The following is a 21,764-nucleotide window of genomic DNA, read 5'->3' as shown; positions in this document are numbered from 1 at the left end:
CGAGCTTGCTCGTATAACTTTCGTTTTATCAAGCCTTCGTGATTCTGCGGAGGCTTTTCTACTGCCTGCGTAGGAGCGGTGAAGCTTTCCTTGGAAAGAACGCCGACACATAAATTTTCAGGAGGTGTATACATTGGCAAATGCAAAAGTAATTCAAGCAAAACAAGACGCGGTTGACGTCGTTACTGCAAAACTGCAAAACAGTCTTTCGACTGTTGTAGCTGACTACCGTGGATTGAACGTTTCCCAAGTGACTGAACTGCGTAAGCAACTTCGTGAAGCTGGCGTTGAGTTTCAAGTCCTGAAGAACACATTGCTACGTCGCGCAACTGCTGCGGCTGAGTTGAGTGAATTGGATGAAGTTTTGACTGGTCCAACAGCTATCGCATTCAGCACAACTGATGCAGTAGCACCAGCTAAAATTTTGAACGATTTCGCCAAGAAAAACGACGCTTTGAAATTGAAGGGCGGCGTAGTTGAAGGTCGTGTCATTGACGCGGAACAACTGAAAGCACTGGCTGAGCTTCCATCCCGCGATGGTTTGCTGTCCATGCTGCTTAGCGTACTTCAAGCTCCAATGCGCAACTTCGCGCTTGCAGTTAAAGCTGTTGCTGAAAAAGAAGAACAAAGCGCGTAAGCCTTTGACTCTTGCAGCATAATCAATACCACAAATAAATTTAAATATAAAATGGAGGTTCAATCATGAGTAAAGAAGCAATCTTGGAAGCAATTAAAGGCATGAGCGTATTGGAACTGAACGACCTGGTTAAAGCAATTGAAGAAGAATTCGGTGTAACTGCAGCAGCTCCAGTAGCAGCTGGCGGTGCGGTAGCAGCAGTAGCTGAAGAGCAATCCGAATTTGACGTAATTTTGACAGGCGCTGGCGCTTCCAAAATCAACGTTATCAAAATCGTTCGCGAAATCACTGGTCTTGGCTTGAAAGAAGCTAAAGATCTTGTAGACAACGCACCAAAAGCAATCAAAGAAAAAGTAAGCAAAGACGAAGCCGAAGCTACTAAAGCAAAATTGGAAGAAGCAGGCGCAGCTGTAGAAGTGAAGTAATTCCTTCTATTACTGAAAACCCCTTGAACTTGTTCAAGGGGTTTGTTTTATAAATAGAGTTAGTAGGGCGTATATACCAACTGCTAACATAATAGGAAAGGGAGGAAAGAGATGTCGCAACATTATTATTCGCAGCAGCCGGAAGTACGTCATGACAGACGTAGCATTGATACCGTACTAAGAGGCAAAAGCTTTCGTTTTACGAGCGATGCCGGTGTATTCTCTAAAGGAGACATCGATTACGGTAGCCGAGTTCTTATTGAAGCTATGATAATTCCGGACGGTTCAGCGGTGCTTGATGTAGGTTGTGGTTATGGGCCGATTGGCATAAGTGCAGCATACCTAGCTCCCAAAGGACATGTGACCATGATTGATATTAACAGTCGTGCGGTAGAACTGGCGCGTGAGAATGCTCAGCACAATGGAATCCGGAATGTTACGATAATGGAAAGCGATGTGCTCGGCGCATTGAATGAGCAGCAGAAGTTCGATGTGATTCTAACTAATCCTCCGATTCGTGCAGGAAAAGCTGTAGTGCATAAGATTTTTGAAGATGCTTATGAACATTTAAATGAGGGTGGCTATCTGTGGATTGTAATTCAGAAGAAGCAGGGCGCTCCATCAGCAGTGGCAAAACTAGAAAGCTTGTTCTCAATGGTGGAAGAAGTGGGGAAAGACAAAGGCTATCGTATTATTAAAGCGCAAAAATAAAATACAATAGGTTATTGACATGTGATAGTGATAATGGTATTATTATAAAATGTCAGTATTAAGATAGGCTCCATGTCTTTAGTTTGCTGAAATGTCAAGCAATATATTGTCGCCCGGCTAGCGCATGCCGCACGGCAAGTTTTTGCGAGTTGGTTGTCTATGCTCTAACGCAGCGAATGCTACGTGGTAATAGATAATAGCGCATAAACTATTGCTTGGTGACGTATAATATGTACGTTTTGGGCAAATCTACTTGATAAGGAGTATTTTGGTCATGGATAAATGCGCTCTTTTTTCGAAGATTTCGATAAGGGCTTTTCTTTTATTTATGACTGAATCCTTGTAGTATGGTTCCATTATACGGTTCCAAACAAGGGTTCGCAATCAATTTTTAAGTGAGTAGACATGAGGGGTGAGTAAAGTTGGCAGGACATCTTGTTCAGTATGGTCGACGCACTCGGCGGAGCTATGCGAGAATTAACGAGGTACTCGAGGTCCCGAACCTGATCGAGATCCAACAAAAATCTTATGATTGGTTTTTGGAGGAAGGATTGCGGGAAATGTTTCAGGACATCTCGCCGATCCAGGATTTCACAGGTAATTTGGTACTAGAGTTCATTGATTACAGCCTGGGTGAACCGAAATATACGGTTGACGACGCTAAAGAGCGGGACGTAACGTATGCGGCTCCTCTGCGTGTAAAGGTGCGGCTCATTAATAAAGAGACCGGTGAGGTTAAAGAGCAGGAAGTGTTCATGGGAGATTTCCCGCTGATGACGGAGACCGGCACTTTTATTATTAATGGTGCGGAACGGGTTATTGTCAGCCAGTTGGTTCGCTCTCCAAGCGTCTATTTCAGCACAAAAGTGGATAAGAACGGCAAAAAAACCTACACCGCCACAGTAATCCCGAACCGCGGAGCCTGGTTGGAACTAGAAACCGATGCTAAGGACATTATGTATGTTCGTATCGATCGGACTCGTAAAATTCCTGTTACCGTACTTTTGCGTGCTCTCGGTTTCGGTAGTGATGCCGAAATTCTGGAATTGCTTGGCAATGATGAATATATTCGCAATACGCTGGATAAAGACAACACGGACTCCACGGAGAAGGCGCTTATTGAGATTTATGAGCGTTTGCGTCCGGGCGAACCGCCGACACTAGACAATGCCAAAAGTTTGCTGGTTGCGCGTTTCTTTGATCCAAAACGCTACGACCTAGCTAATGTAGGCCGTTACAAAATCAATAAAAAGCTACACATTAAGAACCGTCTTTTCAATCAACGTCTTGCTCAGCCTTTGGTTGACGACTCTACTGGAGAAATCCTGGCAGAATCCGGCCAAATGGTCGATCGTAGACTGCTTGATGAATTGATTCCATATTTCGAAAAGAATGTTGCCTTTAAAAACTACCGTGTTACTGGCGGAGTTATGGACAGCGAAGATATTCCTCTTCAAACAATTGACGTGTTCTCGCCAATTGAAGAAGGCCGGGTTATTAAGCTGATTGCTAACGGCAACATCGACAAATCTGTGAAGCATATTACTCAAGCTGATATTATATCCTCAATCAGCTACTTTATTAATTTGCTTCACGGAATTGGCAATACCGATGATATTGACCACTTGGGTAACCGTCGTCTGCGTTCTGTAGGTGAACTCTTGCAGAATCAGTTCCGTATCGGTTTGTCCCGTATGGAGCGTGTTGTTCGCGAAAGAATGTCAATTCAGGATGCTAATGCGATTACGCCACAGGCTCTGATCAACATTCGTCCGGTCATCGCTTCAATTAAAGAGTTCTTCGGTAGTTCCCAGCTGTCTCAATTTATGGATCAGACGAACCCGCTTGCGGAACTTACGCATAAACGTCGTCTGTCCGCACTCGGACCTGGTGGTTTGACACGTGAACGCGCGGGCTTTGAAGTTCGTGACGTCCATCACAGTCACTACGGTCGGATGTGTCCAATTGAAACGCCGGAAGGTCCGAACATCGGGTTGATCAACTCCTTGTCCACCTTTGCCCGCATCAATGAATACGGCTTTATTGAAGCTCCGTATCGTTGGGTGGATCCGAAGACTGGTAAGGTGACTGAGCAAATTGACTATCTGACTGCTGATGAGGAAGATAATTATGTAGTTGCTCAGGCTAACGTGTTGATCGAAGAAGATGGCACCTTTAAAGAAGACATGGTAATCGTTCGTTACAACAAAGACTCAGACAACATTACAACGATGCCAAGTAATCGTGTCGATTACATGGATGTTTCGCCTAAACAGGTTGTATCTGTCGCTACGGCGCTCATTCCGTTCCTTGAGAACGATGACTCCAACCGCGCACTGATGGGATCTAACATGCAACGTCAAGCCGTTCCGCTTCTAATTCCAAAAGCTCCGCTGGTCGGAACAGGGATGGAACATAAATCCGCTAAGGATTCTGGCGTATGTATCGTTTCCAAGTATGACGGTATTATCGAACGTTCTTCAGCTAATGAAATTTGGCTGCGTCGCGTTGAGACTGTCGAAGGCAAGGAAGTTAAAGGCGATATCGTTAAATATAAATTACACAAATTTATGCGTTCTAACCAAGGTACCTGTATTAACCAACGTCCTCTAGCTAAAAGAGGGGACATTGTTAAGAAAGGTGATATCCTGGCAGACGGTCCTTCCACAGAAATGGGCGAACTTGCTCTTGGCCGTAACGTAGTCGTTGCGTTCATGACTTGGGAAGGTTACAACTACGAGGATGCGATCCTGTTAAGTGAAAAGCTGGTTAAGGAAGATGTATATACTTCGATTCATATCGAAGAATACGAATCTGAAGCTCGCGACACTAAACTGGGACCTGAAGAAATTACGCGCGATATTCCGAACGTCGGCGAAGAAGCTCTGCGCAATCTTGATGAGCGCGGAATCATCCGTATTGGTGCGGAAATCAGCGCTGGTGACATTCTGGTTGGTAAGGTTACTCCTAAGGGTGTGACTGAACTGACAGCAGAAGAACGTCTCCTGCACGCTATCTTTGGTGAGAAAGCTCGTGAAGTACGGGATACCTCTTTACGCGTTCCTCATGGTAGTGATGGTATTATCGTGGACGTTAAAGTCTTTACACGTGAGAACGGCGATGAGCTGCCTCCTGGTGTAAATCAATTGGTTCGTGTCTACATCGCTCAGAAACGTAAGATTTCTGAGGGTGACAAGATGGCCGGACGTCACGGTAACAAGGGTGTCGTTGCCCGTATCCTGCCAGAAGAAGATATGCCGTTCCTTCCGGACGGTACGCCAGTACAGGTTGTTCTTAACCCTCTGGGCGTTCCTTCTCGTATGAACATCGGACAGGTGCTTGAGGTCCATATTGGTATGGCCGCATTGCGTCTGGGAATTCACATTGCAACGCCGGTATTTGACGGAGCGCGTGAGTACGACGTGTTTGATACGATGGAAGAAGCAGGTATGCAGCGTAATGGTAAGACTGTACTGTATGATGGCCGTACAGGTGAACGCTTCGAACGTGAAGTTACTGTTGGTGTCATGCACATGATCAAACTGGCGCACATGGTTGATGATAAGATTCACGCCCGTTCAACAGGACCTTACTCACTAGTTACGCAACAACCATTGGGTGGTAAAGCTCAATTTGGTGGACAGCGTTTCGGGGAGATGGAAGTGTGGGCGCTTGAAGCTTACGGTGCTGCATATACATTGCAAGAAATTTTGACCGTGAAATCCGATGACGTGGTTGGTCGCGTGAAGACGTACGAATCCATTGTCAAAGGTGAAAATGTACCGGAACCAGGTGTTCCTGAGTCGTTCAAGGTATTGATCAAAGAACTGCAGTCCCTGGGTATGGATGTTAAGATTCTTAGCGGTGACGAGCAGGAAATTGAAATGAGAGAATTGGACGATGAGGACGAGACGTCAGGCGACAAACTAAGCCTCAATTTAGAAGGTTCAGAAGTCGGAGTAGAATAATCAAGCTGGAGCTTAAAAGTTCCATTTTATAAAGGACCGCACGCCCTCTTTTGATGTAACAGTCAGAAGAGGGTAAAGCGGTACTAAATCAGGATTAGGTTAAGGAGGGTTGCTCCTTGTTGGACGTTAACAATTTTGAATTTATGAAAATCGGACTCGCTTCTCCGGAGAAGATTCGTTCATGGTCCCGCGGAGAAGTTAAGAAACCGGAAACCATTAACTATCGTACATTGAAACCGGAAAAAGAGGGTCTTTTCTGTGAGCGTATCTTTGGACCACAAAAAGACTGGGAATGTCATTGCGGTAAATACAAACGTGTCCGTTATAAGGGCGTAGTCTGCGACCGTTGTGGCGTTGAGGTTACCCGTGCTAAAGTTCGTCGTGAACGTATGGGTCACATTGAATTGGCTGCTCCGGTATCTCATATCTGGTATTTCAAAGGTATCCCAAGCCGCATGGGGCTTGCACTAGATATGTCTCCAAGATCACTTGAAGAAATTATCTATTTCGCATCTTATGTTGTAACGGATCCAGGTGAAACTCCACTGGAAAAGAAACAACTTCTGTCCGAGAAAGAATATCGTAGCTACCGTGAAAAATACGGTTACGGGTTCCAAGCCGGCATGGGTGCTGAAGCTGTTAAAAAGCTTCTTCAAGATATCGACATCGATAAAGAGCTGGAATTCCTCAAAGAAGAACTGCGTACGGCCCAAGGCCAACGCCGTAACCGGGCGATCAAACGTCTGGAAGTCATTGAAGCATTCCGTAACTCCGGCAACAAGCCTGATTGGATGATCATGGATGTTCTTCCGGTTATTCCTCCGGAGCTTCGTCCGATGGTTCAGTTGGATGGTGGCCGTTTTGCTACGTCCGATTTGAATGATCTCTATCGCCGTGTTATTAACCGGAACAACCGTCTGAAAAGACTGCTTGATCTCGGTGCTCCTGACATTATCGTGCAGAACGAAAAACGGATGCTCCAGGAAGCTGTCGATGCTCTCATCGATAACGGCCGTCGGGGACGTCCGGTAACCGGTCCTGGTAACCGTCCACTTAAATCGCTCAGCCATATGCTGAAAGGTAAACAAGGACGTTTCCGCCAGAACTTGCTCGGTAAACGGGTTGACTACTCTGGACGTTCCGTTATCGTTGTAGGACCGTACCTCAAGATGTATCAGTGCGGACTTCCTAAGAAAATGGCGCTAGAATTGTTCAAGCCTTTTGTTATGAAAGAATTGGTTAATAAGGGCCTTGCCCACAACATAAAGAGCGCGAAACGTAAAGTTGAACGCGTAAGTCCTGAAGTTTGGGATGTACTCGAAGAAGTAATTAGAGAACACCCAGTGCTTCTAAACCGCGCACCAACACTTCACCGTCTCGGTATTCAAGCATTTGAACCGATTTTGGTGGAAGGTCATGCTATTCGTCTTCACCCACTCGTATGTACGGCGTACAATGCCGACTTTGACGGTGACCAAATGGCGGTGCACGTTCCTCTGTCTGCAGAAGCTCAAGCGGAAGCACGCATTCTCATGCTTGCATCTGGTAATATCTTGAACCCTAAAGACGGTAAGCCAGTTGTAACACCTTCCCAGGATATGGTCCTTGGTACTTTCTACTTGACCATGGATAACAAGGAAGAAAAGGGTAGTGGTATGATTCTGCGTACTGTTAACGAAGCTGTATCAGCTTACCAACGCGGAACTGCAGGACTTCATGCTCGTGTTGCTATTCCGGCTAAAGCACTTGGCAAAACATGCTTTACGGAAGAACAACAAAATGCAATGTTGATTACTACGATCGGTAAGATCATCTTTAATGAAATCTACCCAAGTAGTTTCCCTTATATCAACGAAGCAACCAAAACCAACTTGCTGCACGGCACACCAGAGAAATACTTTATCTACGAAAAAGGCGCGAACATTCGCGAGCTGATTGAATCCGCTCCAGAAGCCAGTGCTGTAGGTAAAGAATATCTGGGTCTGATAATTGCTCGTTGTTTTGAAACTTATCACACAACCAAAACTTCTATGATTTTGGATAAAATTAAACAACTCGGATTCACTTACTCCACACGTTCTGGTGTTACAGTTGCCGTGTCGGACGTTATTGTTCCTGAGGAAAAGGTTACCATCCTGAAAGAGTCTGAAGCTAAGGTTGATGTGGTTGCTAACCAATATCGCCGTGGTTTGATCACCAATGACGAACGGTATGACCGTGTTATTGAGATCTGGTCGAAGACTAAGGATGATCTTACGAACATCCTGCTTAAGTCGATGGACCGTTTCAACTCTATCATGCTCATGGTTGACTCTAAAGCACGTGGTAACAAATCGCAGATCACTCAGCTGGGTGGTATGCGTGGTCTGATGGCAACACCTTCAGGTCGGATTTTCGAATTGCCAATCAAGGCGAACTTCCGTGAAGGTCTTACCGTCTTGGAGTACTTTATCTCCACTCACGGAGCGCGTAAAGGTCTTGCCGATACCGCACTTCGTACCGCTGACTCAGGGTATCTGACACGTCGTCTTGTTGACGTTGCCCAGGACGTTATTGTCCGTGAAGAAGATTGTGGAACCGATAAAGGCTTCACAGTTAGTCGTATTCAGGATGGTAAAGAGGTTATCGAAGATCTGTATGACCGTATTGAAGGTCGTTACTGCTTCGAAACTGTTCGTCACCCAGAAACAGGCGAAATCATTGTTCACCGCAATGATTTGATTGACTCCGATAAAGCGGAGGCAATTGTAAACGCAGGCGTAACTAAGCTGCAAATTCGTTCTGTACTGAGCTGCCGTGCCCGTCATGGTGTTTGTAAGAAATGTTACGGACGTAACTTGGCAACTGGTAAACACGTTGAGATTGGTGAAGCAGTTGGTATTATTGCCGCACAATCTATCGGTGAACCAGGAACCCAGCTTACAATGCGTACTTTCCATACCGGCGGTGTTGCCGGTGATGACATCACTCAAGGTTTGCCGCGTATTCAGGAGTTGTTTGAAGCTCGTAACCCTAAAGGTCAAGCTACAATCAGTGAAATCGATGGCGTAATCAAGGAAATCCGTGAAACCAAAGACCGTCGCGAAATCGAGGTTCAAGGTGAAGCTGAATCCAAGACTTATTCCATTACTTATGGTTCACGTCTACGTGTTAGTGAAGGCCAAGAAATCGAAGCCGGCGATGAGCTGACAGACGGTTCGATTGACCCTAAAGAAATGCTGCGTATCAAAGGGATCCGTGGGGTACAAAACTACATTCTGCAAGAAGTACAGCGTGTATACCGTAACCAAGGCGTTGAGATCAATGATAAGCACATTGAAGTTATGATCAAGCAAATGCTTCGGAAGATCCGTATTATTGACGCAGGTGACACAAGTCTGTTGCCAGGTGCATTTGCGGATATTCATGAGTACGAAGGTGCTAACAAGGAAGCTATCTTGTCTGGTAAAGAGCCTGCTGTTGCTAAACCAGTCTTGCTCGGTATTACCAAGGCGTCTCTTGAAACTGATTCCTTCTTGTCAGCTGCATCATTCCAAGAAACTACTCGTGTCCTAACAGACGCTGCTATCAAAGGTAAAGTAGATAAGTTGCTTGGACTTAAAGAAAATGTTATTATCGGTAAGTTGATTCCTGCAGGTACTGGGATGAACCGTTACCGTAACGTTAAGCTAAGTGATCCAAATGCAGAAAGCGAACTTGAATCATTAGAGACGGTTCCTGCTGAATAAATTAGCAATCATGGTAGTGTGCTCATGTCATACCTACTCATAGGTGTGGCATGAGTGTTCTGCTGTGTATAATTTCTATAAAAATTGTTGCTGAATTTCTTGACACCATCTATTGATAATGCTAAAATGTCTAAGGTGCGTGAGTAGCCATGTTATCCTTGTTCATTGGAGGTAAAGAGAATGACTGATGATAGAGGACTACAGGATGCTCAGGTCAAGATCGGTACCAAACAAACCGTCAAGGCGGTAGAGTTGGGCCTAGCCGCAGAAGTCTATGTGGCAGAGGACGGAGATCAAAGGCTTACTTCCAGGATAGTTTTGCTTTGTAACAAACAAGGTGTTAAGATCACATATGTGGATACGATGCTGAATTTGGGCAAGGCCTGCGGAATAGAAGTTGGCGCTGCGATGGCAGCCGTCTTAAAACAATAGCTACAGAAATGTTTTTGTACTGGGGTGAACACCAGCGGCAAGAACTTTTCATTTGTCTTTTTATGAACCGCCTGGGTCTGTGGGCTTAGAGTTCTTAAATCGACTATCATTTCAGGAAGGGGGTGGCAACAACATGCCAACAATTAACCAATTGGTTCGTAAAGGCCGTCAAGCCAAAATCGAAAAATCTAAATCTCCCGCTCTTCAAAAAGGGTATAACGCCCTCAAGCGTGAGGCTACAAATTTGAGCGCTCCGCAAAAACGCGGTGTGTGCACTCGTGTAGGCACAATGACTCCACGTAAACCAAACTCAGCGCTTCGTAAATATGCCCGTGTTCGTTTGACGAACCGTCTCGAGGTAACAGCTTATATCCCGGGTATCGGACATAACTTACAAGAGCACAGTGTTGTATTACTTCGCGGAGGTAAAGTAAAGGACCTTGCAGGGGTTCGTTACCATATCGTTCGTGGTGCTTTGGATACAGCAGGTGTAGCTAACCGGATGCAAGCTCGTTCAAAATACGGTGCAAAACGTCCTAAAGCTAAGAAGTAAGATAACAATATCTGAATAATAAACATTTAAGAAAGGGGGATATCCATGCCACGCAAAGGTCCAGTTACAAAGAGAGACGTATTGCCAGATCCGTTGTATAATAGCAAGTTGGTTACTCGTTTGATTAACCGCATTATGCTGGGTGGTAAAAGAGGTGTCGCTCAAAGCATTCTGTACAATTCATTCAAATTGATTGAAGAACGTACGGGTAAAGATCCGATGGAAGTTTTCGAAGCTGCCATCAAGAATATCATGCCGGTTTTGGAAGTCAAAGCTCGTCGTGTCGGTGGTGCTAACTATCAAGTACCTATCGAGGTTAAACCAGAGAGACGTACTGCTCTGGGATTACGTTGGCTCGTAAACTACTCTCGCAACCGCGGTGAGAAGACTATGGAAGAGCGTTTGGCGGCTGAGATCATCGACGCTTCCAACAACACAGGCGCTTCTGTTAAGAAACGTGAAGATACACACAAAATGGCTGAAGCAAACAAAGCGTTCGCTCACTACCGTTGGTAGGATTAAGGTCATTCAAATAACTTATATTTTGAAGGGAGATCCATTTCATGGCTAGAGAGTTCTCCTTAAAAAATACACGTAACATCGGGATCATGGCGCATATTGATGCTGGTAAAACAACTACCACAGAGCGGATTCTTTTCTATACAGGCCGTACGCACAAAATCGGTGAAGTTCACGAGGGTGCTGCTACAATGGACTGGATGGAGCAAGAACAAGAGCGCGGAATCACGATTACGTCCGCTGCTACGACTGCTGCGTGGAAAGGTCACCGCATCAATATCATTGATACCCCAGGACACGTTGACTTCACTGTTGAAGTTGAACGTTCCCTGCGTGTATTGGATGGGGCAGTTGGTGTATTTAGTGCAAAAGAGGGCGTTGAGCCTCAGTCTGAAACCGTATGGAGACAGGCAGACCGTTATAACGTTCCCCGGATTGCATATGTAAACAAAATGGACATTATCGGTGCGGATTTCCTTAACGTAATCGAAACTATGCGTGATCGCCTTCAAGCCAACGCAGTTGCTATTCAATTGCCAATTGGTGCAGAAAGTGATTTCACTGGTATTATCGACCTAGTTGAGCAAAAAGCACACATGTTCAGAGATGATCTGGGCCAAAACATCGAAGTAACGGATATTCCGGAAGAATATTTGGCCAAAGTTGAGGAGCTGCGTCTCGAGTTGATCGAGAAAGTTGCTGAACTTGATGAGGATCTGACTATGAAGTATTTGGAAGGCGAAGAAATTAAAATTCCGGAAATTAAAGCTGCAATTCGCAAAGGCGTAGTTGAAGTTAAATTGTTCCCTGTAATTGCTGGATCTTCCTACCGAAACAAAGGGATTCAGCTTATGCTGGATGCTGTTGTTGATTACTTGCCATCTCCTCTTGACGTTCCAGCTATTACTGGACATCTTGATGACGGTACAGAAGCTGTTCGTCACTCTTCGGATGAAGAGCCGTTTGCAGCTTTGGCATTTAAAATCATGACAGACCCTTATGTTGGTAAACTTACGTTCTTCCGTGTTTACTCAGGCGTACTTGAGTCCGGATCATACGTAGTTAATGCAACTAAGAACAAGCGTGAACGTATTGGTCGTATCCTTCAAATGCATGCGAACAGCCGTCAAGAAATTTCCATCGTGTATTCTGGCGACATCGCAGCTGCTGTTGGTTTGAAAGATACCAGTACAGGTGATACACTGTGTGATGAGAAGAATCCAGTAATTCTGGAATCAATGAACTTCCCTGATCCAGTTATCGAGATCGCTGTTGAACCAAAAACTAAAGCTGACCAAGATAAAATGGGCGTTGCTCTCGGAAAGTTGACTGAAGAGGATCCAACTCTTCGTGCTCACACTGATGAAGAAACAGGCCAAACAATCCTGGCTGGTATGGGTGAACTTCACTTGGACATCATCATCGACCGTATGCGTCGTGAGTTCAAAGTAGAAACCAATGTGGGTAAACCACAGGTTGCTTACCGCGAAACGTTCAAGGCACCTGCTCGCGTCGAAGGTAAATTTGTACGCCAATCTGGTGGTCGTGGTCAATACGGTCACGTATGGGTTGAATTTGAACCCCTCGAACCAGGTACTGGTAGCAAATTCGAAAGTAAAGTTGTGGGTGGCTCGGTTCCTAGAGAGTACATCGCTCCTGCACTTGCGGGTATTGAAGAACAAATGAAAAACGGCGTACTTGCTGGCTTCCCGCTAGTAGACGTTAAAGCTACCATCGTAGATGGTTCTTATCATGATGTCGATTCCAACGAAATGGCATTTAAAATTGCCGGTTCGATGGCACTCAAAGCAGCTAAAGACAAGTGTAAGCCTGTCCTGCTTGAGCCAATCATGAAAGTAGAAGTAACTGTTCCTGAGGAATATATGGGTGATGTAATGGGTATGCTGAACTCCCGCCGTGGCCGTATCGAAGGTATGGATTCCCGTGGTGGAGCGCAAATTATCCGTGCTAAGGTGCCTCTTTCCGAAATGTTCGGATACTCTACAACACTTCGTTCTGGTACACAAGGACGTGGCGTATTCTCAATGGAGCTTTCTCACTATGAAGAAGTTCCTAAATCCATTGCGGAAGAGATCGCTGCAAAGAACAAAGGCGCTGAATAATTACCAGTTTTAACTTGCCGTCCCGGGTATAAACACTCAGTCATCTAAGATTACACGTATGCGGGCGGCTCAAATATAAGGAACCCCACATTAAGGAGGAACTGTTCAAATGGCAAAGGCAAAGTTTGAACGTAACAAACCGCACGTTAACATCGGTACTATTGGTCACGTCGACCATGGTAAAACGACTCTGACTGCTGCAATCACTACTGTATTGTCCAAAACTTACGGTGGCGCAGCTATCGCATTCGATCAAATCGACAAAGCTCCTGAAGAGCGCGAACGTGGTATCACAATCTCCACTTCCCACGTTGAATATGAAACTCCTAACCGTCACTACGCTCACGTAGACTGCCCTGGTCACGCCGACTATGTTAAAAACATGATCACTGGCGCAGCGCAAATGGACGGAGCTATCCTGGTTGTATCCGCAGCTGATGGCCCAATGCCACAAACTCGCGAGCACATCCTGTTGTCCCGTCAAGTAGGCGTTCCTTACATCGTTGTCTTCTTGAACAAATGCGACATGGTTGAAGACGAAGAGTTGTTGGAATTGGTTGAAATGGAAGTTCGCGACTTGCTTAGCGAGTATGACTTCCCAGGCGACGATACTCCAATCATCCGTGGTTCTGCTCGTGAAGCTCTGCAAAACCCAGATGGCGATTACGCTAAAAAAATCATCGAAATGTTTGAAACAATCGATGAGTACATTCCACTTCCTGAGCGTCAAACTGACAAGCCTTTCTTGATGCCTGTCGAAGACGTATTCTCCATCACTGGCCGCGGTACTGTGGCAACTGGTCGCGTAGAACGCGGAACAGTTAAAGTCGGAGAAGAAATCGAAATCGTTGGTATTCACGAAGATACTAAGAAATCCGTAGTTACGGGCGTAGAAATGTTCCGTAAATTGCTGGATTCCGCTCAAGCTGGGGACAACATCGGAGCATTGCTTCGTGGTGTTGACCGTAACATGATCGAGCGTGGCCAAGTATTGGCTAAGCCGAACTCCGTTAAACCACACACTGAGTTCACTGCTCAAATTTACGTTCTGACAAAAGAAGAAGGTGGCCGTCACAAGCCTTTCTTCACTGGATACCGTCCACAGTTCTACTTCCGTACAACTGACGTAACTGGTATCATCAACTTGCCAGAAGGTACTGAAATGGTTATGCCTGGTGATAACATCTCCGTAACCGTACAACTGATCTCCCCAATCGCTATTGAAGAAGGTACTAAATTCTCCATTCGCGAAGGTGGCCGTACAGTTGGTGCTGGTAGCGTAGCTTCTATCCAAAAATAATAATTCGACTTCTATCTGCGGGTAGATTCCGAATTACAAACACCCCTGATTCTTCTTGCGGAGAATCAGGGGCTTTTTTTTTCTGAGAATGATTTATTATTCGACAAAGATTGATAATCAAAGCATACTATTATGATCTTTTTCTACATAATTCGTCAAATTACAACAATCGATTGTTTACAATTATACTAATCTTAGAGTAAAATTAAGGAGGTATAATAATGTAAAATAATAGGAGTTGTGGGAGGGTGTTAATATGGGGAAATGTCCTTTTTCCTTCATGCATGCGTTAACTGCACGTAATAATAATGTGGATTCTCCTGCCTCTCGTTCCTTAGACTTCAAGGATCAGAATCATTCTGTTGCGGAGTCTTTTCATAAACTGGAAGGACATGGCGAACTTAACGAGCAGATGAGGATGATTGATCTGACTGAAGCAGATCTGAACTTACTACGCAGGGTGAAACCTGTTGTTGAGCAGAATATAGACTATATCATTGATCAATTTTACAATTCTGTATTAGGTGTAAATAAACTCGAAGCTATTATTTTGGAACATAGCAGTATAGATAGGTTAAAAACTACTCTGCGTGGTCATATCCTAGAGATTTTTAATGGAAAGGTTGACGATGAGTACATAGCAAAGCGTCTAATGATCGCTAATATTCATAAAAGAGTAGGGCTTGAGCCTAAATGGTACTTATCTGCTTTTCAGAATCTTCAGAACGTATTTATACGCGTTATATATAATGAAACAAACGATGACAATATACGCCTTCGAGTGGTTCAGACGGTGACTAAACTGCTTAATCTTGAGCAGCAATTGGTGCTAGAAGAATATGAGAAGGAGAATATAAGAGAGAAGGAGGAGCAATATTTATTAGTAAAAAATGAATTGAAACAAAAAATTTCAGAGTTTAGCGTTGAACTGATAGATTATAGCATCGATACTAATGCTGCTGTGAAGCAGCTAGTGGCAAGCAGCAATGAAGTAAGTAGAACATTCCAACGTACGGCTTCATCCGCTCTGGAGTCACAGGGATTAGCTGCAGATGGGCATGAACACTTGGACGATTTGACTGAGCAAATTAATCTTATATATCAGACCACCAGTGAGATGGAAGACTCGATCATTGAGTTAAGCGATTCCTCTAAACAAATTCAAAAAATCGTGAACTCAGTAAGGGAAATTGCTGATCAGACTAAAATCCTCTCACTTAATGCAACGATTGAAGCCGCAAGAGCTGGTGAGCATGGTAGAGGGTTTAGTGTGGTTGCTCAAGAAGTTAGCCGGCTTGCGGAGGATACTAAGAATACTGTGATTCAGATCGTAGAGCTAACAAATAAATCAGGACTCCTCACTCAGCAGGTTGTAGAAGAGATTCGTAAGGTGCAGGACTTAACTAAGAATGGGAAACACCAATCGGTCGAGACTAGTCTTTTGTTCTCTGATATTGTAGACGCTATGCGTAGCAGTACACAGGAGATTGTAATAGTGGAAGAAGAAATAAGAACCTTAATCCAAACCATTGAGGGGATCGAAACTGCAACGGCTCAGACTGCTTCCTCCGCAGAGATTTTTAAATCTGCGACAGAGAATCTTTAACATATATATAGTAGAAGAACAGCGCATGAAAAAAATATGCGTTGTTTTTCTATTTTTGCTTGCAATACTGCTGCCTATTATATATAATAATAAATGTTGTTCTGAGACGTTGCGATGATGTGAGAGGTTACTGACACACCCGGCCCCTTTGCCATGGGGACGAGGTCAGAAAATTTTCACGGAGTATGTCCGATACCAAATTGGGCGATAGAAGGAGGGACTAAAATGGCAAAGCAAAAAATTCGTATTCGCTTGAAAGCATACGACCACAGAATTCTTGATCAATCCGCTGAGAAGATTGTTGAAACAGCAAAACGTTCGGGTGCAGGTGTGTCCGGGCCGATTCCGTTACCAACTGAGAAGCAAATCATTACTATTCTCCGTGCGGTACACAAGTACAAGGATTCCCGTGAACAGTTTGAACAACGGACTCACAAACGTTTGATCGATATTGTGAACCCAACACCACAAACTGTGGATGCCTTGATGCGCTTGGATCTACCGTCCGGTGTAGATATCGAAATCAAATTGTAATTCTATTTTAAGTAACTTAGGAAAAGAAAAGAGGTGTCAACATTGAAAGGTATCTTAGGAAAAAAACTCGGTATGACTCAAGTGTTTACTCCAGAAGGTAACGTAATTCCTGTTACTGTTATCGAAGCAGGACCTTGTGTAGTACTGCAAAAGAAAGACCTGAATATCGACGGATATGAAGCAGTGCAATTGGGCTTTTCTGATAAAAAAGAAAAACGCTCCAATAAGCCTGAACAGGGTCACGCCAAAAAGGCAAATGCAACACCTAAGCGCTACGTTCGTGAAATTCGCGGTGTTGATCTCGGGTCTCTCGAGGTTGGACAAGAACTGAAGGCTGATATCTTTGCTGAGGGCGAATTTGTTGACGTAACTGGTACATCTAAAGGTAAAGGTTTCCAAGGTAACATCAAACGTTGGGGACAAAGCCGCGGACCAATGGCACACGGATCGCGTTACCACAGAAGACCGGGTTCCATGGGTTCTATCCAAGCTAACCGTGTTCCTAAGGGCAAACGCCTTCCAGGACATATGGGTCACACGACTATTACGGTTCAAAAGCTTGAAATTATCAAGGTTGATGTTGAACGTAACGTATTGCTGGTTAAAGGCGCTATCCCAGGTCCTAAAAACAGCTTCGTGAAAGTTAAACAAACCGTTAAGAAATAATTATTGAAGAAAGGAGGAACATGAAATGCCAAAAGTAACACTTTTTAATATTAGTGGCAACGAAGTTGGTGAAGTGGAACTGAGCGATACAGTATTCGGTATTGAACCGAATGAGCACGTTCTACATGAAGCTGCGCTTATGCAAAGAGCTTCCCTACGTCGTGGTACACACAAAGTAAAAGGACGTTCTGAAGTTCGTGGCGGTGGACGTAAACCTTGGAAACAAAAAGGTACAGGTCGCGCTCGTCAAGGCTCCATTCGTTCTCCACAATGGAAAGGCGGCGGCGTTGTCTTCGGACCAACACCACGTAGCTATTCCTGGAAACTGCCTAAGAAGGTTCGTCGTTTGGCGATCAAATCCGCTTTGTCCTCGAAAGTACTCGAGAATGACATTATCGTATTGGATAGCTTGACAATGAATGCTCCGAAAACGAAAGAATTCGCAGCAATCTTGAACAATCTGAAAGTAGATCGTAAAGCGTTGATCGTAGCTACTAGCTATGATGATAACGTAGCACTTTCCGCTCGTAACATCCCTGGGGTGAAATTCGTAGCGGCTGACGGCATTAATGTTCTTGACGTACTGACGTACGACAAACTGATCATCACTAAAGAAGCAGTTCTGAAGGTAGAGGAGGTGTTCGCGTAATGAAAGATCCTCGTGATATTATCAAACGTCCGGTGATTACGGAACGTACTTCCGACTACATGAGCGAAATGAAATACGCTTTTGAAGTGGATATCCGTGCTAACAAAACCGAAATCAAAAAAGCTGTCGAGGCTATTTTCAAAGTAAAAGTAACAAATGTGAACACAATGCGCGTACCTGGCAAACTGAAACGTTATGGTAAATATTCTGGTTACACTCCAGAGTGGAAAAAAGCCATCGTTAAGCTTAGCCCGGACAGCAAACCGCTTGAATTTTTTGAAGCGGTAGAATAATACTCTGTTGAAGTAAGGAGGGAACTACAGTGCCAATCAAAAAGTACAAACCGACCTCTCCGGCAAGACGCGCTATGTCCGTGTCTACGTTTGAAGAAATTACAACAAACCAGCCAGAGAAATCGTTGCTTTCTCCGCTGTTCAAACATGCGGGACGCAACAACCAAGGTAAAATTACGGTTCGTCACCATGGCGGCGGACATAAACGTAAATACCGTATTATCGACTTCAAGCGGACTAAAGACGGCATACCAGGTAGCGTTGCTACAATCGAGTATGACCCGAACCGCACATCTAATATTGCTTTGATCCACTATGCTGATGGAGAGAAACGTTATATCATCGCTCCTAAAGGTCTAAGAGTTGGGGATAAAGTAGAGTCCGGTCCTGCGGCCGACATCAAAATTGGTAACAGTCTTCCACTGGAGAACATTCCAGTAGGTACAGTTATCCACAACATTGAGTTGAAACCAGGTAAAGGCGGACAATTGGTTCGTGCAGCTGGTACAGAAGCTCAATTGCTTGGTAAAGAAGAAAAATACTGTTCCGTTCGTTTGTCATCCGGTGAGGTTCGTAAGATCCTTAGCGTATGCCGTGCAACTATCGGTTCCGTAGGTAACGAAGATCACGAATTGATCAAAATCGGTAAAGCTGGACGTAGTCGCTGGCTCGGCCGTCGTCCTGAAGTTCGCGGGGTAGTAATGAACCCTAACGATCACCCACACGGTGGTGGTGAAGGTCGCGCTCCAATCGGACGTAAATCGCCAATGTCTCCATGGGGCAAACCAACCCTTGGTTACAAAACGCGTAAGAAAAACAAGGCATCTGATAAATATATCGTTCGCCGCCGCACTAAATAAGACGCTTCTGGCAAGTTAATAAAGCGCGAAGCGTCGATTCGCGGTTTGAAGAACCGGATGAAGGGAGGATTCACACATGGGTCGCAGTTTAAAGAAGGGGCCGTTTATCGATGGCTACCTGCTTAAAAAAGTTGAGGAACTGAACGAGGCTGAGAAAAAGGTTGTAGTTAAAACTTGGTCCCGTCGCTCAACCATTTTCCCTCAGTTTATCGGACATACGTTTGGTGTATATGACGGCCGTAAACACGTGCCTGTATACGTAACAGAAGATATGGTAGGTCACAAGTTGGGCGAGTTCGCGCCAACACGTACTTACAAAGGCCACGCGGGTGACGATAAGAAAACAAGAAGATAATAATAAGGTCTCTGTTTGAAAGGAGGTTAAACAATGGAAGCAAAAGCACATGCAAGATCGGTGCGAATTTCCGCTCGTAAAGCGAAACTGGTTGTTGACTTGATTCGCGGTAAGCAAGTGGGGGAAGCAATTGCTATTCTTCGCCACACTCCGAAATCCGCTTCTCCGGTCGTTGAAAAGTTGCTTAATTCGGCAATTGCGAATGCTGAGCATAACTATTCTTTGGACGTGAACAGTTTGTTCGTTAGCGAGGTTTTCGTTAACCAAGGACCTACTATGAAACGTTTCCGTCCGCGCGCCATGGGCCGCGCAAGTCGGATCAATAAACGCACGAGCCACATTACACTGGTGGTATCTGAGAAATAAGGAGGGATAACACGTGGGTCAAAAGGTAAATCCAATCGGACTCCGAATCGGTATTATTCGCGATTGGGAATCTAAATGGTATGCAGGAAAAGATTTCGGTACTCTTCTGATGGAAGACGTCAAAATCCGGGAATACCTTAAAGGCAAATTGAAGGATTCCGCTGTTTCCCATATCGAGATCGAAAGAGCGGCTAGCCGCGTGAACGTTACAATTCATACAGCTAAACCAGGTATGGTTATTGGTAAAGGCGGAGCAGAAGTAGAAGTACTTCGCAGCGCAGTTACAGCAATCGCTGGTGGCAAAAAAGTACACATCAACATCAATGAAATCAAGCACCCTGAATTGGATGCAATTCTTGTAGCTGAGAGCATTGCTCAACAATTGGAACGTCGTGTATCGTTCCGTCGTGCCCTCAAACAAGCGATTCAAAGAACTATGCGTTCTGGCGCAAAAGGGATTAAAACTCAAGTGGGCGGACGTCTTGGCGGAGCTGAGATTGCTCGTTCAGAAGGTTATAGCGAAGGAACAGTTCCACTTCATACGCTTCGTGCCGATATCGATTACGGAACGGCTGAAGCACATACAACTTACGGTCTTATTGGCGTAAAAGTATGGATCTACCGTGGAGAAGTTCTTCCCCCAGCTAAGAAACAAGCTGCTCAGGAAGGAGGCAACTAATCATGTTGGTACCAAAACGCGTAAAACACCGCAAGCAACAACGCGGACACATGAAGGGTATGGCAAAAGGCGGTACTGAATTGAACTTCGGCGAATTCGGCCTGGTTGCACTTGAACCGTCTTGGATCACTAACCGTCAGATCGAAGCTGCTCGTATCGCGATGACACGGTATATCAAACGTGGCGGTCAAGTTTGGATCAAGATTTTCCCAGATAAACCTATTACTCAAAAGCCTCTCGAGGTTCGTATGGGTAGTGGTAAAGGTAACGTTGAGAAATGGGTAGCCGTAGTTAAACCGGGCAAGATTATGTTCGAACTCGGAGGCGTGTCGGAAGAAATCGCTCGTGAAGCGATGCGTCTTGCCGCTCACAAGCTGCCTGTAAAGACTAAGTTTGTGAAACGTGAAGAATTGGGTGGTGAAGCAAATGAAAGCTAATGAACTTCGCAACTTAACCACTGCTGAGATTGAACAAAAGATCGCTGGATTCAAAGAGGAACTTTTTAATCTCCGTTTTCAATTGGCAACTGGCCAATTGGACAACCCAACTCGGATTCGTGACGTGCGTAAGGAAATAGCTCGTGCTAAAACCGTGATCCATCAAAGAGTGCTTGGGATTAGTTAAGTGAGACGGATCGCAGATCCGTATTCAGGAAGGAGGCTAACTAATGAGTGAAGAACGTAATGCACGTAAAGTGCTAATCGGTAAAGTGGTCAGTGATAAAATGGATAAAACCATCGTAGTTGCTGTTGAAACCTATAAAAAACACAATTTGTACCACAAACGCATCAAGTCTACGAAGAAATTCAAAGCACATGATGAGGGAAATGTTGCAAAGATTGGCGATACCGTAAAACTCATGGAAACTCGTCCGTTGTCTAAGGACAAACGTTGGAGACTAGTTGAAGTGGTAGAAGCAGCGGTTATCATCTAAGATAATCAAGAGAGTTTTTCCGGAAGGAGGAAATTATAATGATTCAACCATTTACACGTTTGCATGTGGCTGACAACTCTGGTGCGAAGGAACTGATGTGTATCCGCGTACTGGGTGGTACTGGACGCCGTACAGCAGCAATCGGTGATTTGATCGTTTGTTCCGTAAAACAAGCAACACCAGGCGGCGTTGTCAAAAAAGGTGATGTTGTTAGAGCGGTAGTTGTTCGTACGAAACGTTCCGTTCGTCGTAAAGATGGATCTTACATCGCATTCGACGAAAACGCAGCTGTTGTTGTTAAAGACGACAGAAGCCCTCGTGGAACACGTATCTTTGGACCAGTTGCTCGCGAACTTCGCGATAAAGACTACATGAAGATCGTTTCCTTGGCACCGGAAGTTATCTAATAAACACGGCACCAATAAG

General features: G+C 44.8%; 23 protein-coding genes and 1 other annotated feature (1 of these 24 cut by a window edge). All 23 genes read left to right on the top strand.

Features of this window, described 5'->3' with window-relative positions:
• Positions 1 to 69, top strand: a sequence feature (ribosomal protein L10 leader region) (it extends 84 nt beyond the left edge of the window).
• Between the two features lie 64 nt (positions 70 to 133).
• The 23 genes from rplJ to rplN all read left to right on the top strand — a co-directional run bounded on the left by rplJ (position 134) and on the right by rplN (position 21,745).
• A complete protein-coding gene (rplJ, locus tag NSQ66_RS27670; RefSeq protein ID WP_076099619.1) occupies positions 134 to 637 on the top strand; it encodes a 50S ribosomal protein L10 in 504 nt (167 codons plus the stop codon).
• Positions 638 to 702: 65 nt separating this feature from the next.
• Positions 703 to 1,062 (top strand): 50S ribosomal protein L7/L12, encoded by a 360-nt coding sequence (rplL, locus tag NSQ66_RS27665; RefSeq protein WP_036680508.1) that lies wholly within the window; start codon positions 703 to 705, stop codon positions 1,060 to 1,062.
• 111 nt (positions 1,063 to 1,173) lie between these two features.
• A complete protein-coding gene (locus NSQ66_RS27660) occupies positions 1,174 to 1,773 on the top strand; it encodes a class I SAM-dependent methyltransferase (RefSeq protein WP_038573463.1) in 600 nt (199 codons plus the stop codon).
• Between the two features lie 422 nt (positions 1,774 to 2,195).
• Positions 2,196 to 5,741 carry a DNA-directed RNA polymerase subunit beta gene (gene rpoB, locus NSQ66_RS27655; RefSeq protein ID WP_038573461.1) on the top strand — a complete coding sequence of 1,182 codons (3,546 nt, stop codon included), beginning with the start codon at positions 2,196 to 2,198 and terminating at the stop codon, positions 5,739 to 5,741.
• A gap of 116 nt (positions 5,742 to 5,857) precedes the next feature.
• Positions 5,858 to 9,469, top strand: coding sequence for a DNA-directed RNA polymerase subunit beta' (gene rpoC / locus NSQ66_RS27650; RefSeq protein WP_036680514.1), 3,612 nt, complete (start codon positions 5,858 to 5,860; stop codon positions 9,467 to 9,469).
• Positions 9,470 to 9,649: 180 nt separating this feature from the next.
• The gene (locus NSQ66_RS27645; RefSeq protein WP_038573459.1) at positions 9,650 to 9,901 is read left to right on the top strand and encodes a ribosomal L7Ae/L30e/S12e/Gadd45 family protein; all 252 of its coding nucleotides are present in this window, start codon (positions 9,650 to 9,652) and stop codon (positions 9,899 to 9,901) included.
• 133 nt (positions 9,902 to 10,034) lie between these two features.
• Entirely contained in the window at positions 10,035 to 10,454 is a 420-nt protein-coding gene (gene rpsL, locus NSQ66_RS27640; RefSeq protein WP_036680518.1) for a 30S ribosomal protein S12, read from the top strand.
• A 45-nt stretch (positions 10,455 to 10,499) separates the two neighbouring features.
• On the top strand, positions 10,500 to 10,970 hold the full coding sequence (rpsG, locus tag NSQ66_RS27635; protein ID WP_036680520.1) for a 30S ribosomal protein S7: 471 nt from the start codon (positions 10,500 to 10,502) through the stop codon (positions 10,968 to 10,970).
• 47 nt (positions 10,971 to 11,017) lie between these two features.
• A complete protein-coding gene (fusA, locus tag NSQ66_RS27630; RefSeq protein ID WP_339279481.1) occupies positions 11,018 to 13,096 on the top strand; it encodes an elongation factor G in 2,079 nt (692 codons plus the stop codon).
• A 109-nt stretch (positions 13,097 to 13,205) separates the two neighbouring features.
• Entirely contained in the window at positions 13,206 to 14,396 is a 1,191-nt protein-coding gene (tuf, locus tag NSQ66_RS27625) for an elongation factor Tu (protein ID WP_036680523.1), read from the top strand.
• 256 nt (positions 14,397 to 14,652) lie between these two features.
• Complete coding sequence (locus NSQ66_RS27620; RefSeq protein ID WP_076215371.1) at positions 14,653 to 16,002, top strand: globin-coupled sensor protein; 1,350 nt, start codon at positions 14,653 to 14,655, stop codon at positions 16,000 to 16,002.
• Positions 16,003 to 16,227: 225 nt separating this feature from the next.
• Positions 16,228 to 16,536, top strand: coding sequence for a 30S ribosomal protein S10 (rpsJ, locus tag NSQ66_RS27615; protein ID WP_017692074.1), 309 nt, complete (start codon positions 16,228 to 16,230; stop codon positions 16,534 to 16,536).
• 42 nt (positions 16,537 to 16,578) lie between these two features.
• Positions 16,579 to 17,202 carry a 50S ribosomal protein L3 gene (gene rplC, locus NSQ66_RS27610; protein ID WP_036680532.1) on the top strand — a complete coding sequence of 208 codons (624 nt, stop codon included), beginning with the start codon at positions 16,579 to 16,581 and terminating at the stop codon, positions 17,200 to 17,202.
• A 25-nt stretch (positions 17,203 to 17,227) separates the two neighbouring features.
• Positions 17,228 to 17,851 (top strand): 50S ribosomal protein L4, encoded by a 624-nt coding sequence (rplD, locus tag NSQ66_RS27605; protein WP_036680536.1) that lies wholly within the window; start codon positions 17,228 to 17,230, stop codon positions 17,849 to 17,851.
• Positions 17,851 to 18,144, top strand: a complete 294-nt coding sequence (rplW, locus tag NSQ66_RS27600) for a 50S ribosomal protein L23 (protein WP_036680537.1) — start codon at positions 17,851 to 17,853, stop codon at positions 18,142 to 18,144. Before rplD ends, rplW begins: the two co-directional genes overlap by 1 nt.
• Before the next feature lie 29 nt (positions 18,145 to 18,173).
• Entirely contained in the window at positions 18,174 to 19,004 is an 831-nt protein-coding gene (gene rplB / locus NSQ66_RS27595) for a 50S ribosomal protein L2 (RefSeq protein WP_036680541.1), read from the top strand.
• A 76-nt stretch (positions 19,005 to 19,080) separates the two neighbouring features.
• Entirely contained in the window at positions 19,081 to 19,359 is a 279-nt protein-coding gene (gene rpsS, locus NSQ66_RS27590; protein WP_036652940.1) for a 30S ribosomal protein S19, read from the top strand.
• Positions 19,360 to 19,392: 33 nt separating this feature from the next.
• Entirely contained in the window at positions 19,393 to 19,725 is a 333-nt protein-coding gene (gene rplV / locus NSQ66_RS27585) for a 50S ribosomal protein L22 (protein WP_036680546.1), read from the top strand.
• Positions 19,726 to 19,738: 13 nt separating this feature from the next.
• Positions 19,739 to 20,404 carry a 30S ribosomal protein S3 gene (gene rpsC, locus NSQ66_RS27580; protein WP_038573452.1) on the top strand — a complete coding sequence of 222 codons (666 nt, stop codon included), beginning with the start codon at positions 19,739 to 19,741 and terminating at the stop codon, positions 20,402 to 20,404.
• A gap of 2 nt (positions 20,405 to 20,406) precedes the next feature.
• Complete coding sequence (rplP, locus tag NSQ66_RS27575) at positions 20,407 to 20,841, top strand: 50S ribosomal protein L16 (protein ID WP_036680552.1); 435 nt, start codon at positions 20,407 to 20,409, stop codon at positions 20,839 to 20,841.
• On the top strand, positions 20,831 to 21,028 hold the full coding sequence (gene rpmC, locus NSQ66_RS27570; RefSeq protein ID WP_019908232.1) for a 50S ribosomal protein L29: 198 nt from the start codon (positions 20,831 to 20,833) through the stop codon (positions 21,026 to 21,028). Before rplP ends, rpmC begins: the two co-directional genes overlap by 11 nt.
• Before the next feature lie 43 nt (positions 21,029 to 21,071).
• The gene (rpsQ, locus tag NSQ66_RS27565) at positions 21,072 to 21,338 is read left to right on the top strand and encodes a 30S ribosomal protein S17 (protein ID WP_036680554.1); all 267 of its coding nucleotides are present in this window, start codon (positions 21,072 to 21,074) and stop codon (positions 21,336 to 21,338) included.
• A 38-nt stretch (positions 21,339 to 21,376) separates the two neighbouring features.
• A complete protein-coding gene (rplN, locus tag NSQ66_RS27560) occupies positions 21,377 to 21,745 on the top strand; it encodes a 50S ribosomal protein L14 (protein WP_036680556.1) in 369 nt (122 codons plus the stop codon).
• Positions 21,746 to 21,764: the final 19 nt, after the last annotated feature.

Origin of the sequence: Paenibacillus sp. FSL H3-0329 (assembly GCF_037963285.1) — a bacterium.
Lineage (GTDB): Bacteria > Bacillota > Bacilli > Paenibacillales > Paenibacillaceae > Paenibacillus_AQ > Paenibacillus_AQ odorifer.
Note: the sequence above shows the minus strand (reverse complement) of the source record. Positions and strands in the feature narration are given on the sequence as shown.